This is a genomic window from Streptomyces canus, assembly GCF_001514145.1.
Lineage (GTDB): Bacteria > Actinomycetota > Actinomycetes > Streptomycetales > Streptomycetaceae > Streptomyces > Streptomyces canus.
Genome location: NZ_KQ948675.1, coordinates 1 through 15,671, shown reverse-complemented (window position 1 = coordinate 15,671; position 15,671 = coordinate 1). Strand labels below are relative to the sequence as shown.

Here is a 15,671-nt window from a genome sequence, read left to right as displayed (position 1 = left end):
GTTCAGCCCCTCACGCTGCCCGCGGTGAGCCCGCCGACGATGAACCGCTGGAAGACGGCGAAGACGCAGACCACCGGGATGCTGATGAGGGTGGCGGTGGCCATCAGGGCGCCCCACGACGTCCCGTGCTGCCCGATGAAGGCGTTGAGCAGGACGGTGACGGGCTGGACGCCGGGCCCCTCGGCGAGCGTGAGCCCGAACAGGAACTCTCCCCAGCCGATCAGGAAGGACAGTCCGGCAGCCGCGACCACAGCGGGCACCATGAGCGGCAGGACGACCCGCAGCAGCACACCGGACAGTCCGCAGCCATCGACCAGCGCCGCCTCCTCCAGCTCCGGGGACACGCTGCGCATCACGGGACGCAGCACGATCACCGTGAAGGGCAGCGTGAGCGTGGTGTCGGCGGCGATCAGGCCCAGGTAGGTGTCGGTGAGACCGGCCCGGCGTTCGAGGATGAACAGCGGGGCCGCCAGCACAATGGCGGGCGGGAGCTGGGCGACGAGGAGGGCGAGCACCATGGTGCCCGAGCCCCGCATCCGGACGCGGGCGAGGGCGTAGGCCAGCGGGACGCCGAGAAGCAGCGTGAGCGCGACCACCCCGCAGGAGATGACCAGACTGTTGAACAGGGCCCGGGTCAGGCCCTCGTACCCCAGGGCGGTCGAGTAGTTCTCGCCGGTGACGGGGCTGGGTGCCCACTGCGGGTCCGGCGTCTGGATGCGGTCCGGCCGGGTGAGGCTGGTCTTCACCATCCAGTACACCGGCAGCAGGAAGACAGCGGTGGTGAGCGTGGCGGTCGCGGTCAACAGCCAGGGGCGGCGCGGTGGTCTCATACGGCACCTCCCGCCGGCGCCTCGTCCTCGCGCCGCAGCCGTCGTACGTACCAGACACCTGCCAGCAGGGGTACGACGAGCAGCAGCAGGCCGGCCGCGGCTCCCTGGCCGAACCGGAAGAACGTGAAGAACACCTCGTAGACGTAGAGGGAGAGGACGCGGGTGGCGTCGACGGGGCCGCCGCCGGTCATCACGTAGACGAGGTCGAAGACCTTGAAGGTGTAGAGAAGGCCGAGGAGCAGGACGGTCACCGAGACGGGCCGCATCAGCGGGAGGGTGATGCGGCGGAAGCGCTGCCAAGCGCTCGCTCCGTCGATGGCGGCGGCCTCGTGGAGTTCGGGGTCGATGGTGTGCAGTCCGACCAGGAGCAGCAGCATGTTGAAGGGCACGCCGACCCAGACGTTGGCGAAGACCACCCCCGCCATCGAGGTGGACGGGTCGGTGAGCCAGTCGTGGGAGAGACCGCTCAGGCCGACTGCCTGGAACAGGGCGTTGTAGGCGCCGGATTCCGCGTCCAGCATCCAGCGGAAGAGGGTGCCGCTGACCACCGGGGGCAGCAGCCAGGCGACCAGCATGAGGGAGCGCAGCAGGCCGTTGAAGGGGAACGGTCGGGCGAAGAGCAGGGCCAGGGCGAAGCCGATAGAGAACTGGAGCAGCAGCGAGCCGAGGGTGAAGACCAGGGAGAGGCGTACGGAGTGCCAGAAAGCCGGGTCGTCGGCCACGGCCCGGTAGTTGTCCAACCCGTTGAACCGCTCTGCCCCACCGAGGAGTTGCCCCAGGTCGACGTCGTGGACGGACGTCCACACGTTGTAGAGGAGCGGGTAGGCCAGGAAGAGGGCGAGAAAGGCCATGCCCGGCAGGCAGAAGAGGTAGCCGGTGCGGCGGCGGCGCGCGGAGGGCTGGTTCATTGCTCGCCCAGAGCTTTGTCGATCTTCCCGGCCGCGGTCCTGGCCGCGGCGGACGGGGACGCGGATCCGGTGAGCACGGCCTGCTCCGCCTCCGCGACGGCCTGCGAGGCCTCGTCGTAGTGGGGGCCGTACTGGCGCGGCCGGGCCAGGGGCAGCTGGCTGAGGAAGAGCCGCAGGGCCGGGTCCGAGGCCCAGCTGCCGCGGTCGGCGAGGTCCTTGCGGGCGGGAAGTTCACCGAAGGACACCAGGTACGGCACCAGGACCGAGGGGCGCTGCGTGTACTCCAGGACCTCCCACGCCTTGTCCACGTGCTTGCTGTTCGCCATCACGACCCAGTTCTCCCCGCCCAGGCAGGTGGCGGCCTCCTTGTCGCGGGGCAGGGCGACGACGTTCCAGTCGAAGGCGGCCTTCTTCAGGGTGGGGATCTGCCACGGGCCGTTGATCTGCATCGCGGCGCGCTGGTTGAGGAAGCGGGTGTTGACGTCCTGCTGGGTCCAGCCCACGCACTGTTCGGACAGGGAACCCTTGGCGATCAGTTCGTCGAGGAAGGTGAGCGCGGTGGCGCCGTAGGTGCGGAAGGTGTCCAGGTCGCCGCCCGCCTGCCAGAGGAACGGCAGGAACTGGAAGACACCTTCCTCGGTCTTGATCGCGCTCAGCGCCAGGCCGTAGCGGTCGCCGCTGGTCAGCTTCTGGGCGGTGGAGGCCAGTTCGTCCCAGGTGGTGGGGGGTTCGACACCGGCGGACTTGAGCATGCGGGTGTTGCAGTAGAGGGCGAGGCAGTTGCTGTTGTTGGGGATGCCCAGAGTCTTTCCGCCTACCTGGCAGCCCTCCCAGGGTCCCTTGTAGTACTGGTCGGCCTGGCCCCATTTCTTCACTCTGGCGGTGAGGTCGGCCAGCAGATGGCTGCCCCCCAGGGTGTTCATGGCGACGTTGTCGACGATGGCGATGTCGGGCAGGTCGCCGGAGATCGCGCCCAGGGTGATCTGCCGATCCAGCTCCGCGAACGGGAAGGTCCGTCGCTCGATCCGCACATCCGGGACGCCGGCCTCGATGTCCTTGATCAGGCGGTTCATTCCGGGCTGGAAGTTGTCCAGGGTGAAGTAGTCCCACCAGGTGAGGGTCACCGGGCCCGAGGTGTCCGAGCTGCAGGAGGTCAGGGACGCGCCTGCGCCGAGGGCGGCAGCGGCCGCTGTCGCGCCCGAGGCGCGGAGAAAACCGCGGCGGTCGAGGGGGTACGACATGTTCTGCTCCCAGGGTTCGGTGATCGGGTCACAGAAACGGACGTATCAGAAATCCAGCTCCAAACCGGGGAAATCGGGGAGGTCGTTCTCGGGTTCCGAGCCCGGCACCGGCTGGCAGCGTCCCGTGCTGCCGCGCAGGGTGATGAGCGGTTTCAGCAGGACGTGCCGGGGAGGCGAGTCCGATGAGCGCAGCCGCCGCATCATCAGGTCGACGGCGACCCGGCTCATCTCCTTGGCGGGTATCTCGGCGGCGGTGAGGGGCGGGTTCACCTGTTCGGCCCAGGGACTGGCCGCGACGCCGACGACGGAGAAGTCGCGCGGCACGCTGCGGCCGTGCCGGGTGAGTCCTCGGTAGACGCCTTCCAGGGCCGCTTCGTTCATGGTGACCAGCGAGGTCGTCGCCGGGTCCTCGCTCAGGATCTTCTCCACGACCTCCTCTCCCGAGGCGAGGTCGTCGCCGCAGAGGTAGGTGTGCGGGGTGAGCAGCAGTTTCTTCATCGTCTCGGTGTAGCCCTCGTCGCCGAGCCGCGCAAAGCCGTAGCCGCTGTTGAAGAGCTGCTCGGACCGGTTGACGAAGGCGATTCTGCGGTGGCCGAGGTCGGCAAGGTGCTGGACGCAGCCGCCGGCCAGGCCGGCGAAGTCCAGGTCGACCCAGCCGGACACGTCGGCCCGGTGGTTGCGGCCGATGGCCACGAAGGGGAAGCCGGCCTCGGCCAGGCGCTCGACGCGGTCGTCCTCACGGCGGATCTCCATGACGATCACGCCGTCCACCCGCCAGTCGTCGATCATCCGCGGGAACGAGGGGTCGTCATGGGTACCTGCGGGGGCGAGCAGCAGGTCGTAGCCCTGCTGTGCGGCGGCCTCGGCCACCCCACCCACGAAGGCGAGCTGCATGGTGGTGTAGTCACGGAGGCGGCCGGCCGGCGGGTAGAGGAGTCCCAGCGTGTGTGTGCCGCCGCCGGAGTCGTCGGTTCTGGGTCGCGCTGCCATGGTCAGCCGTCCGGGAGGGGTTGTTCGGCCCAGATGGTCTTGCCCATAGGGGACTGGCGGGTGCCCCAGCCCTGGGTGAGCTGGGCGACCATGTGCAGCCCGCGGCCGCCTTCGTCGTAGGTGCGGGCGCGGCGCAGATGCGGGGCGGTGTTGCTGGCGTCGGAGACCTCGCAGATCAGGGTCCGGTCTCGGATGAGCCGGAGGCCGATCGGAACGGCGCCGTAGCGGATGGCGTTGGTGACCAGCTCGCTCACCACAAGCTCGGTGACGAACGCCGCCTCCTCCAGCCCCCACGCCGTGAGCTGGCGGGTGGTCTGGGCGCGGGCGTCGGCCACGATCGACGGGTCGGAGGGCAGGGACCAGGCGGCGACCTGGTCGGCGTGCAGGGCACGGGTGCGAGCCAGGAGCAGGGCCACGTCGTCGGAGGGGCTCTTGGGCAGCAGGGCCTTGAGGATGGTGTCGCAGGTCGTTTCCAGGGAGGCGACCGGACCGGCCAGGCACTCGCAGAGCCGGTTGAGCCCGAGGCCGACGTCACGGTCGCGCGCCTCGACCAGACCGTCGGTGCAGAAGGCCAGCAGACTGCCCTCGGGCAGCTCCAGCTCGGTGCACTCGAAGGGCAGCCCTCCGACGCCGAGCAACGGCCCCGGCGTCAGCTCCACCACCCGGGCCGTGCCGTCGGGGAGCAGTACGGCGGGCGGGACGTGACCTGCGCTGGCGAAGGTGCACACGCGGGAGACCGGGTCGTAGACGGCGTACAGACAGGTCGCGCCGATCTCGCCGCTGACCACGTACGGCTCGTCCGGACCGATGTCCTCCTCGTCCGTGGACAGGTGGGTGACCAGATCGTCCAGGTGGGTGAGGAGTTCGTCCGGGGGGAGGTCCACGTCGGCGAGAGTGCGGACGGCGGTGCGCAGCCGGCCCATCGTGGCGGAGGCATGGATGCCGTGCCCGACCACGTCCCCCACGACCAGGGCCACGCGGGTGCCCGACAGAGGCACGACGTCGAACCAGTCGCCGCCCACGCCCGCGCCGGTGCCGGCGGGCAGATAGCGGTACGCCACCTCGACGGCCGCCTGTTTGGGCAGGTCCCGGGGCAGAAGGCTGCGCTGGAGGGTGAGGGCGTTGGTGCGCTCGCGGGTGTAGCGGCGGGCGTTGTCGACGCCGACCGCCGCCCGGCCCGCGAGTTCCTCGACGAGGATCAGGTCGTCCGGTTCGAAGGGCGGGGAGCCGCTATTGCGGGTGAAGACCGCGACGCCGAGGGTGATGCCCCGTGCCCGCAGGGGGGTGGCCATGACGGAGTGGAACCCGTACTCCGCCACGCGTGCCGTGCGCGTCTCGTGTCCGGCGATCCAGGCGGCGAAGTCGGGGTCGCCCGCGCCGCTGAGCACCGGTTTCCCGTCGGCCAGACAGCGGGCGGGCGGCGAGAACGGCGGGTAGGTGTCCACCCCGCCGAGGTCGATGGCCGCCTCCGGGACGCCCTCCCCCTCGGCGGCGGACTGATGGGCGACCCTGCGGAGCACCACGGCCGCGTCGACCGGTCCCGGCACGGGTTCGTCCCCGCGCAGCACGGAGTCGAGGAGGTCCACACTGACGAAGTCGGCGAGGCGCGGGACGGCGAGATCGGCGAGCTCCTGGGCGGTGCGGGTCACGTTCAGGGTGGTGCCGATGCAGGTGCCGGCCTCCTGCAGCAGGGCGAGCCGCTGGCGGGCCGCGTGCTGGTCGCTGCTGTCGAACGCGGCGGTGCCCACGCCGACGACCTCACCGGTCGCGGGGTCGCGGACGGGCCAGAGCTCTATGACCCAGGCGCGGTGGTGGGTGGAGCTGCGGGGGACGGCGGCGCCCGGGGCGCAGACCGGCTCCGGGGCCAGACACTCGTAGCGCATCGGGGCGCGTTCTTCGGCGACTCGGCGGACACACCGGAGGAAGCCTTCGTCGGCGGGGGCGGGCGCGTGCGGTTCGTATCCGACATCGAGGGCCACTCCGCGTTCGGCATGGCGCATCGCCGGCTCGTCCCCGCCCCTGGCGGCAGGTTCTTCTCCGCCCCGCGCCGACGGCTCCCCGCCCTCGGCTCCTGGCGATCGCGCACCGTCCTCGGCGCCTACCGCTCGCTCCTCGGCCCCTACGGCTCGCGCTCCACCCTTGCCCCCGGCCGGTCGCGCGCCTCCCTCGACCCCGGCCGGTCGCGCGTCTCCCTCGACCCCAGCCGGTCGCACTCCCCCCTCAACCCCAACCGATCGCGCTCCACCAGCGACCCCAGCCGATCGCGCGCCTCCCTCGGCCCCAGCCCCCCGCTCCCCACTCTCCGCCGTCGCGTTCCGGTGCCACGAGCCGGACGTCACGCTGTGGGTGGAGAGCGCGATGGAGGCCTGGTCGAAGGCCCACTCCACCATGGATCGGTCGGGGCCCGGGGAGAGGGCCACGACGAAGGAGTGGGCCGTGCCGTCGCCGCCCAGCGACGGCTGGGCGTGCAGGGCCGTTTCGACGCGGTGGCCGTCACGATGCCGCAGTGCCGCCGTGCCCCTCCATTCCTGGGAGCCGGTGAGGGAGAGCCCTGCCGCCCCGGGAGCTCCCTCACCGAGGAGCAGATCCGTCGCGGCGCGCCCTACGACCTCCGGGGCTCGGTGGCCCAGCAGTCGTCGAGCGCCCTCGCTCCACCCTGTGACCACGCCGTCCAGACTGAGGGTGACCGTCGCGACATCGGATGACCACCCGCTGTGACCGTTCCCTTGATCAAAAGTGGCCATTCTTGCTCAATTCGCGCGGTGAGGTGCCTCACAGACCCAGAGTGCGCGCCGCACAGGAATCGGACAAGTCAGATCCAGGGGCCCGTAGGGGTCCAGCCGTCAGACCCGCATCGCCCGGTATCTTTCACAGCGCGGCTCCCGGATCGCAGCATCCGTCACGCCGCATCTGTTCGCTCACCCCCAGCCATTCCGCCTCGGAGGTCGCGTCGGAGGACACCCCGGAGCGCCGCACGGGGTCGAGGGCGTCCACGAGGTCCGCCTGCTCGAAGGGCACACCTCCGCGCAGCACCGCCACCGTGCGGATCAGGGTGTGGAAGTCGGTGAAGGGGTCACCGTCCACGACCGTGAGATCGGCGAGCTTGCCCTCCTCCAGCGTGCCCAGGTCGGCATCGGCGCCGAACACGCGGGCGGGCAGCAGGGTGGCGGTGCGCAGGGTCTCGGCGGGAGACAGCCCGCCGCGGTGCAGCGCCCGCAGGGCGAGGTGCAGATGCAGACCGACCGGCACAAGCGGCTGGTCCGTGCCGAGCGCGATCTGACCGCCGTCGGCCAGGATGCGCCGGTACACGGCCACCTCTCGGTCCAGAGTGGCCAGTTGAGCTGCCGTGGGCGGCTGCCCGGCCTGCTGGCGGACCAACGCGGTGTCCCACGGCGGCATCAGGGAGGTGACACGGCGGTCCTCCGCGAGCGCGGGGTCCGCTCCCAGCAGGGCGAGCGCGGTGAACGGGGTGGCGACGAGATGGAAACCTGCCGTGGTGTAGATCTCCTGGACATCCTCATGGACACGACCCGTGGCGGTGGTCGCGTGTCCGAACTCCAGCCGCTGCGTGGCCTGCAGATGGGTCGTCAGGTCCTGCCCGAGCTGCACGCCCGGCGTACAGAGATGGCTGCCGCTGCGCACACCGAGCCGCTCGTGCGCGAAGTCCGCGGCCTCCTTCATCACCCAGCCCGGGGCGCGGACGTACGTCTTCACGAAGTCCCAGTCCAGTGCCGCCCCGCGCTCCAGCGAGCGCCGCAGTCCCTCGGGGGTGCGGTGCGCGCGGCCCATGCTGTAGGCGACGCGGGCCCCGTCGAGCAGTTCACCGGTGGCCAGCAGTCGCGGCCCGGCGAGTGCCCCGGCGGCGACCGCCTCGCGGATACGGGCCTGCTCGTAGGCGAAGCCTCCCAGGGAGACGGCGGTCGTGATGCCGTAGGCGAGTTGGAGCGCGGTCTGGCGTCCGCCGTAGGTGCTCTGCCACGGGTGGGTATGCGCGTCCCAGAGTCCTGGGAGCACGGTGCGGTCGCTCGCGTCGACCCGGCGTGCGGCCGATCGCCCGGTGCGGTGCGGGGAGATGTCCGCGATACGGCCGTCACGGATCAGGATGTCGATGTCCTCGCGGACGACCGGTCCGGTGCCGTCCCAGAAGCGGCCGGCGTGCACGAGGGTGTCGGCGGGGCGGGGACGCCGGTAGTCCAACGGCACCTTGACGGTACGGGTCTTGCCGCTGCGGACGTCGATCAGGCGCAGGGTGCCGGCGGAGAGGTAGAGCAGGGTGCGGGCGTCGGCGGACCAGGAGGGGTGGTCGGCGGGCTCGGTGGTGAGGCGGCGCGGCTCACCGTCGGGGGTTCCGTCCGGGCGGACCGGCAGCAGCCACAGAGCGGACTCGGCGACCACGGCCATCCAGCGGCCGTCCGGCGACCAGACCGGGCCGGAGTCGTAGCGGTCGGAGAGGGAGGTGTGCGGGGCGAGGGCGTGCAGGGCGGCGCTGCCGGTGGTGGTGTCGACGACCCGGATGAGGTTGTAGCCCTCGCGGAAGCGCTGGTTGAGCCGGTTGCGATCGCACAGGGCGATGTACCGCCCGTCGGGAGACCAGCTGGGGCGGCCGGGCAGACCGCCCGCGCCGAGCGGTGCGACGAGGGTCCGTTCGCTGCCGTCGGGCAGGTCGCGCACGACGAGGTTGCCGGACATGTCAAGGCAGGCCAGCCGGGTCCCGTCGGGCGAGAGGGCGGGGAAGACCCGGCCGCCGTCGGCCAGCACGGTCTCCTCGCCGGAGTCGAGGTCCCGGCGCCGTACGGCGAACAGTCCGTCCCGGTCGTCGGCGAAGACCAGCCCCGTGCCGTCGGGTGTCCAGGTCGGCCCCAGCACATAGCGGGTGTGCGGGACCTGGAGCACCCTGCGGGGTGCGTGCCCGCCCGATGTCCGGGCGGTCCACAGGGAGTTGAGCGCGGCGAAGGCGACGCTGCGGCCGTCGGGCGAGAGGGCGGGCAGATGCAGGGCGCGCACGGGCCGGGTGCCGGCGCCCTCGAAGTCGTACGCCTTGCCGCGGTAGCGGGGCCGTTGCACGGGCATCGCGGCTCTGAACGGGATCTCCTCCGCCGCCGCGGGCGCCTCGGGGTCCGCGAGGCGGAAGTGGCCGTCCACCGCGAGCAGGAGCCGTTCGCCGTCGGTCCAGCGTGGCGGCGCCGGAAGGACGTCTCCGTCGACGGCGATCGGCGTGCCGTCCACGACGAGGGTGCACGAGGCGCTGGGTGCGGGCGTGGTGCGCAGATACGCGAGGCGGCCGCCGGGTGAGACGGCCGGGGTCATGAGCTGGGCGCCGGAGTCGTCGGTGTGCTCGACGGTGACCGGTCCCGACCCGTCGGCGGCGACCGAGGCGACGGTGTCGGCGCGCAGGGTGCCCGTGGTGGTGACGGCCGCGCGCACGAACAGCACGTGCTCGCCGTCCGCCGACCATGTGGGGTCGAAGTCCTCCCAGGCACCGCCCTGCGCCGGGCCCTGCTGGGCGGCGCGTCCGGTGAGCCGGGTCAGCGCGCCGGAGCGCACGTCGACGACCCAGATGCGGTACGGGCTGCCGACCACGGTGTCGCCGCCGCGCTCGGAGGCGAACGCGATCCGGGTGCCGTCCGGCGACCAGGCGGGGCCGCGGTCGTCCCAGGGCCCGTCGGTGAGCTGCCGTAAGTCGCTGCCGTCGGACCGCAGCGTCCAGAGGTGGAAGCCGCCGCCGCGGTAGGCGCACACGACGAGGCGGTCGCCGTCGGGCGAGAACTGCGGGCGGGTGGGTTCGAGGCCGGGCGAGGTGAGCGCGAAGGCGGTGCCACCGTTACGCGGAATCGACCAGAGCACGTTCTGTACTTCGGCCACGAGCCGGTCGCCGGCCGGGGAGAGCGTCGCGGAACCGCCGGTGGCGGCGGTCAGGGAGAGGGTGACCGAGTGGGAGGGGGCGGCCGAGGCGGGGGTACCCGCGGCCGCGACGGCGGTGGCGGTGACACCGGCGGCCTGGAGGAATCTGCGGCGGGAGAGCGGACCGGGCCGGAAGGTGTCAGGTGTGCCGTGGGCGTCCAAGGGAGCCTCCAGTGCGCGGGAGAGGTGCCGGTCGACAAGGGCCCTTCCCCGAAGGTGCCGGTCCTGCGCCCGAACACCGGGTCCGGGAGCGGTTTTTCGCCCCCGGACACCAGCCCCTCAGCTCACAGACCGTCACGCACCATCGCGGCGACGATCTGCACGTGGCGGTCGGCCGCCGTGCCGGAGAACTCGTTCTCGTAGTTGAGGCCGTACGGCCAGAAGTGCCCGCCGCCGGTGGACAACTTGGCCGAGGAACCGTCGAACTGCCGGACGAGAGCGGTCGCCTGAGCACCCGTCCAGGTGCCACTGCCACCGAGGGAGGACCAGCCCGGGCTCGTGCCCACCCCGATGGTGTGGGCGATCTCGTGCAGAGCGGTCCGCTCGGTCATGTAACTGCGGTTGCTGCCGAAGCGGATGGTTCCGTTGAGGTTGCCGTCCGCGGTGGGCACGCTCGTGTCGTAGCGGACCGTGATGGACTTCCCCAGGTCGCTGAGGTTGTTGTAGCGGGCCACGGCGGCGTTCATCGCCGAGGTGATGAGGGTGTACGCCGCCTGCTGGTCCGCGGTGGGGTTGCCAGCCCGCTCCAGGGTCCAGGTGATGGTGGCCGCCGCGACCTGTTCCCGGGGTGCGGGCGCGGCGGGCGCGGCGGGCGGGGCGGCCTGGGCGATGCCGGGGCCGGCCAGGAGCAGGGTGGCGAGCGCTGCTGCCACTGCGGTCTTTCGTGGGTTCATGTGGGGGTCCTCTTGTGGGGGGTGGATCCCGTGGGGGGAAGTCGAGGCATGAACTGGAAAGCGCTTTCCAAGGCTTCACGGATGCTAATGAGCTGTCTTGACCATGTCAACGACTTCGGCGCGCGCGGAACTCAGCGCCCAGCAGTCAGCGCACGCGGGACTCAGCGCACCAGGCACGGACGCTTCGCGTCGAACGTCCAGCCCTTGATCAGATACTGCATCCCGGCGGCATCGTCACGGCCCGCCGAGGCCACCTCCTCGTGCAGTTCCTGAGCGGCCCGGAGCCGGTCGCGGTCCAGGCGGACCCCGAGGCCGGGCGTGTCCGGGACGGCGACCTCGCCGCCGGTGATCCGCGGTGGTTCGACGGTGAGCCGTTCCAGACCTTCCTGCCAGATCCAGTGGGTGTCGAGGGCGTTGTACTCACCCGGGGCGGCGGCACCGCAGTGCGCCATCATCGCGAGCGAGATGTCGAAATGGTTGTTGGAGTGGCAGCCCCAGGTCAGCCCCATGGCATGGCACAGCTGCGCGACCCGGACCGAGCCCTGCATGGTCCAGAAGTGCGGATCGGCGAGCGGGATGGACACCGACTGCAGGGCCAGGGCGTGGGTCAGCTGCCGCCAGTCCGTGGCGATCATGTTGGTCGCGGTGGGCAGCCCGGTGGCCCGGCGGAACTCGGCGAGGATCTCCCGGCCCGAGTAACCGCCTTCCGCACCGCACGGATCCTCGGCATAGGCGAGCGTGCCGACGAGCGGACGGCACAGCTCGACCGCCTCGCGCAGGGACCAGGCACCGTTCGGATCGAGGGTGATCCGGGCCTCGGGGAACCGGTCCTTGAGCGCGTGTACGGCCTTCACCTCCTCGCTGCCCGGCAGGACACCGCCCTTGAGCTTGAAGTCGCGGAAGCCGTAGTGGTCGTAGGTGGCCTCGGCCTGGCGGACGATCGCCTCGGGGGTCAGTGCCTCCTGGCGCCGGATGCGGTACCACTCCGCTTCCGCGCCGGGCTCGCGGACGTAGGGGAGGTCGGTGCGGTCAGGGTCGCCGACGTAGAAGAGGTAGCCCAGGACCCGTACCGCATCGCGCTGTCGGCCGTCGCCGAGCAACGCCGCGACCGGGACGTCGAGGTGCTGTCCGAGCAGGTCCAGGAGCGCCGACTCAACGGCGGTGACCGCGTGCACGGTCGTCCGCAGATCGAAGGTCTGGGCGCCGCGACCGCCCGAGTCACGGTCGGCGAAGGTGTCGTGGATCGTGCGCAGGACGCGCTTGTAGTCGCCGACGCGGGCCCCGACGACCAGGCGCTCGGCGTCGCGGAGGGTCCGTGTGATGCCGTCGCCGCCCGGCACCTCGCCGAGGCCGGTACGCCCCTCGGAGTCCTCGAGGACGACGACGTTCCGGGTGAAGTACGGCGCGTGGGCGCCGGAGAGGTTCAGGAGCATGGAGTCCCGGCCGGCGACGGGGTGGACGGAGAACTTCGTGACGACGGGCTGGCTCATGGTGAGACGGTGTCCTTCTGACGAGAGATGAGGGAGAGGTCAGACATTCAGGGCGTCCAGCACCTGTTCCAGGACCAGTACACCGCCGAGGCCCAGGATCGCGAGTACCGTCGTGTAGGTCGTGCGCGCCTTGATCGCGTCGATGACGGACAGGTTGAAGTACTCCTTGAACATCCAGAAGCCCGGGTCGTTGACGTGTGAGAAGGCGATCGACCCGCAGGAGACGGCGAGCACCATGACCTCGGCGTGGACCCCGCTTCCCGCGAGCAGCGGCAGTGCCACGCCGGAGGCGGTGACGACGGCGACGGTCGCGGAGCCGAGCGCCACCCGCAGGATCGCGGCGATCAGCCAGGCCAGGATGATCGGCGAGATGGACCAGCCGTCGGTCGCGTCCTTGATGTAGTCGGATATCCCGCCCTCGACGAGGACGTTCTTGAAGGCACCGCCCGCGCCGATGACCAGCAGGATCATCGCCATCGCCTGGGCGGCCTCCTTGCACGAGGTGCTGACCTCGGCCAGGCTGCGCCCCATGCGCGGCCCGAAGACCCAGACGGCCACGAGCAGCGTCAGCAGCAGGGCGATCGGCGCGGAGCCGATGAAGGCGACGAAGTGCAGCCCGGCGCTGTCGCCCGAGGTGGCCAGGTCGGTCACCGCGGCACCGGCGATGAGCACGACGGGCAGCAGGGCCACCGCCAGCGACCAGCCCATGCCGGGCATCTCCTCCTCCTCGAAGACCCGTTCGCTGACCAGGCCCTTGGGGATCTCGGGGTTCATCCGCCGGACGAACGGCAGGCGTGGCCACAGCAGCGCGATGAACGCGCCGACGGGGACCGCGATGAACAGGCCGTAGAACAGGGTCAGTCCGACGGAGGCGTGGAAGGTGGCGGCCACGGCCGTGGGGCCCGGGTGGGGCGGCAGGAAACTGTGCATGGTGGACAGGGCGATCGACATCGGCAGCCCCACCCAGAGGAGGTTCACCCGGGTGACCCGGACGAGGGTGAAGGCGACCGGCACGATGATCACGAAGGCGACCTCGTAGAACATCGTCACGCCGATGAGCATCGCGGACAGCACCATGGCGACCTGCACCCAGCGCGGGCCGCAGACGTCGAGGAGCTTGCCGGCGATCCGTTGCGCGGCGCCGGAATCCCCCATCACGCGGCCGACCATGGCGCCGAGCCCGATGGTGAGCATCGTGTCGCCGATCTGGTCCCCGATGCCCTCGGAGAGGACGTCCGGGATCTCCTCCAGGCCTATCCCCTGCACCAGGGCGACGCTCACGGCGACCAGGAGGAGTGCGACGAAGCCGTTCAGTCTCAGCTTCGTCATCAGAAAGAGCAGGACGAGGACGCTGATCCCGACCACGACGAGCGGCATGTGTCAGTTCTCCTTTGAACTGGCAGTGCGGTGAGGCGCGTTCACCGGAGCATCCCTTCAGGTCACTCTGCTGAACGCGATCCGCATACAAAGACGTTGTCTACATATGAGGACGCAGGCTAGATGTAGCAATCACCGGGGGTCAATGGGGTGTGCACGAATCGCCCTGCGATCGGCCCGTGTCGCAGCGCGCGGGCGTACCCGAGGGGAAGTCGGCGGTCCGTACCGTCGCGGCGCTCGGACAGCTCGCCGCGCGGGGCGACGGCCTGCACGGCTGCGCGAACTCACCGAGGCGTTGGGCGTGCCGCGCAGCAGCGTGTACACCCTCCTCCAGACCCTCGTGGAGTGCGGCCGGGTCCGTACCGACGTGACCGATTCCTCTACAGCGTCGGGATCCGCGCCCTGCTCACCGGGACCAGCCATCCGGACAGCGACCGGTGTGTCCGCGCGGTGCGGCCGTATCCCGACGAGGCGTCGGACGCGCTCGGCGAGACCATCCACCTTGCACAACCGGACGGTTCGGACACGGTCCACCTGACGGCACGAGAAGCACACGAGCCCCTACGCACCATCAACCGCCTGGGCCGACAGGCGCCCGCCCACGCCGAGACGCCGGGCAAAGCGCTGCTCACGGAACGCGCCGACGACGAACTCCCGCCCGGAGAAACCATCCACCTTGCACCACCGGACGGTTCGGACACGGTCCACCTGACGGCACGAGAAGCACACGAGCCCCTACGCACGATCAGCCGCCTGGGGCGACGGCCACGGCCCACCGCCCGCCAGGAACTCCGGCGACCAGCGGAGCTTGTCGATACGTCCTGACAAATCTATTGACATCACCAGCGGGGCATTTCATAGTACGACCACCTAGCGCGCACTAGTAACGCGCTCTAGTAGCCCGATGCGCGGCCCACACCCATAGCTGCCGCGACAACATCTCCCGCCGCACAAGGCGCTCCAAGCCGCCTGCCCGCGCTCTCCGGACCGGGCGGAACCCCTTTGTCGACGCCGGATCCTCATTCCCATTCGAACAGCACAGCGAGGTGCAAGGGACATGCACAGAAACCACCGAGCCGCCGCCCTGGCCGCGACCGTCCTGGCGGGCACCCTGCTCGCCGCCGGCTGTTCCAGCAGCTCCGGCGGCAAGCAGTCCGAGGACAACAGCGCGGACGGCGCCTCCGCGGGCAAGGCGAGCACTCCGCGGATGACCATCGCCATGATCACCCACGCCGAGCCGGGAGACACCTTCTGGGACCTCATTCGCAAGGGCGCTCAGGCCGCTGCCGCCAAGGACAACATCAAGCTCGTCTACTCCGCCGACCCCAGCGCCGGCGCCCAGGCCAACCTGGTCCAGAACGCCATCGACCAGAAAGTCGACGGCATCGCCCTGACCGCCGCCAAGCCCGACGCCATGAAGGCCGTCGTCGCCAAGGCCGAGAAGGCCGGCATCCCGGTCACGGGCTTCAACTCCGGCCTGGACGACTGGAAGCAGCTGGGCATGCTGGAGTACTTCGGCCAGGACGAGAACATCGCCGGCCAGGCCTTCGGCGAACGCCTCAACACCCTCGGCGCCAAGCACGCCCTGTGCGTCGTCCAGTCCCAGGGCCAGGTCGCCCTGGAATCCCGCTGTGCGGGCCTCGCCAAGGGCTTCAAGGGCAAGACCGACAAGATCTACGTCACCGGCACCGACATGCCCTCCGTGAAGTCCACCATCACCGCCAAACTCCAGCAGGACTCCAGCATCGACCAGGTCGTCACTCTCGGCGCTCCCTTCGCCCTGACCGCCATCCAGTCCGTCAAGGACGCCGGCAGCAAGGCCAAGGTCGCGACCTTCGACCTCAACAAGGACCTCGTCACCGCTGTCCAGAACGGCACTGTCGAGTTCGCCGTCGACCAGCAGCCCTACCTCCAGGGCTATCTCGCCGTCGACGCGCTGTGGCTCTACAAGAACAACGGCAACTTCAGCGGCGGTGGCGAACAGCCGGTGCTGACCGGCCCGGCCTTCGTCACCAAGGACAACGCGGACTCCATCGCTGCG

At 70.7% G+C, this 15,671-nt stretch carries 10 protein-coding genes and 1 pseudogene; 2 read left to right on the top strand and 9 right to left on the bottom strand.

Going from position 1 to position 15,671, the window contains the following annotated elements; all coding sequences use genetic code 11:
• Positions 1-2: 2 nt before the first annotated feature.
• The 9 genes from AQJ46_RS42690 to AQJ46_RS42640 all read right to left on the bottom strand — a co-directional run bounded on the left by AQJ46_RS42690 (position 3) and on the right by AQJ46_RS42640 (position 13,630).
• Positions 3-830 carry a carbohydrate ABC transporter permease gene (locus tag AQJ46_RS42690; protein WP_059210746.1) on the bottom strand — a complete coding sequence of 276 codons (828 nt, stop codon included), beginning with the start codon at positions 828-830 and terminating at the stop codon, positions 3-5.
• Complete coding sequence (locus AQJ46_RS42685) at positions 827-1,738, bottom strand: carbohydrate ABC transporter permease (protein ID WP_059210745.1); 912 nt, start codon at positions 1,736-1,738, stop codon at positions 827-829. Before AQJ46_RS42685 ends, AQJ46_RS42690 begins: the two co-directional genes overlap by 4 nt.
• Positions 1,735-2,979 carry a sugar ABC transporter substrate-binding protein gene (locus AQJ46_RS42680; protein ID WP_059210744.1) on the bottom strand — a complete coding sequence of 415 codons (1,245 nt, stop codon included), beginning with the start codon at positions 2,977-2,979 and terminating at the stop codon, positions 1,735-1,737. The genes AQJ46_RS42685 and AQJ46_RS42680 overlap by 4 nt, the downstream gene beginning before the upstream one ends.
• Positions 2,980-3,024: 45 nt before the next feature.
• The gene (locus tag AQJ46_RS42675; protein WP_059210743.1) at positions 3,025-3,969 is read right to left on the bottom strand and encodes a LacI family DNA-binding transcriptional regulator; all 945 of its coding nucleotides are present in this window, start codon (positions 3,967-3,969) and stop codon (positions 3,025-3,027) included.
• Between the two features lie 2 nt (positions 3,970-3,971).
• Positions 3,972-5,969 (bottom strand): ATP-binding SpoIIE family protein phosphatase, encoded by a 1,998-nt coding sequence (locus AQJ46_RS42670; RefSeq protein ID WP_225887545.1) that lies wholly within the window; start codon positions 5,967-5,969, stop codon positions 3,972-3,974.
• Positions 5,970-6,837: 868 nt separating this feature from the next.
• Positions 6,838-10,032 carry an amidohydrolase family protein gene (locus tag AQJ46_RS42655; protein WP_059210740.1) on the bottom strand — a complete coding sequence of 1,065 codons (3,195 nt, stop codon included), beginning with the start codon at positions 10,030-10,032 and terminating at the stop codon, positions 6,838-6,840.
• A gap of 122 nt (positions 10,033-10,154) precedes the next feature.
• Positions 10,155-10,763: a hypothetical protein gene (locus AQJ46_RS42650; RefSeq protein WP_059210739.1), complete on the bottom strand. Its 609-nt coding sequence runs from the start codon at positions 10,761-10,763 to the stop codon at positions 10,155-10,157.
• Between the two features lie 161 nt (positions 10,764-10,924).
• Positions 10,925-12,253, bottom strand: coding sequence for an enolase C-terminal domain-like protein (locus tag AQJ46_RS42645; protein WP_059210738.1), 1,329 nt, complete (start codon positions 12,251-12,253; stop codon positions 10,925-10,927).
• Positions 12,254-12,292: 39 nt separating this feature from the next.
• On the bottom strand, positions 12,293-13,630 hold the full coding sequence (locus AQJ46_RS42640) for a gluconate:H+ symporter (protein WP_059210737.1): 1,338 nt from the start codon (positions 13,628-13,630) through the stop codon (positions 12,293-12,295).
• A gap of 179 nt (positions 13,631-13,809) precedes the next feature.
• Here AQJ46_RS42640 and AQJ46_RS42635 point away from each other — a divergent pair.
• Both AQJ46_RS42635 and AQJ46_RS42630 read left to right on the top strand, forming a co-directional pair.
• Positions 13,810-14,296, top strand: a pseudogene (locus AQJ46_RS42635) (helix-turn-helix domain-containing protein); the annotation flags it as partial.
• Between the two features lie 391 nt (positions 14,297-14,687).
• A partial coding sequence (locus AQJ46_RS42630) for a sugar ABC transporter substrate-binding protein (RefSeq protein ID WP_059210735.1) occupies positions 14,688-15,671 on the top strand: 984 nt, incomplete at its 3' end.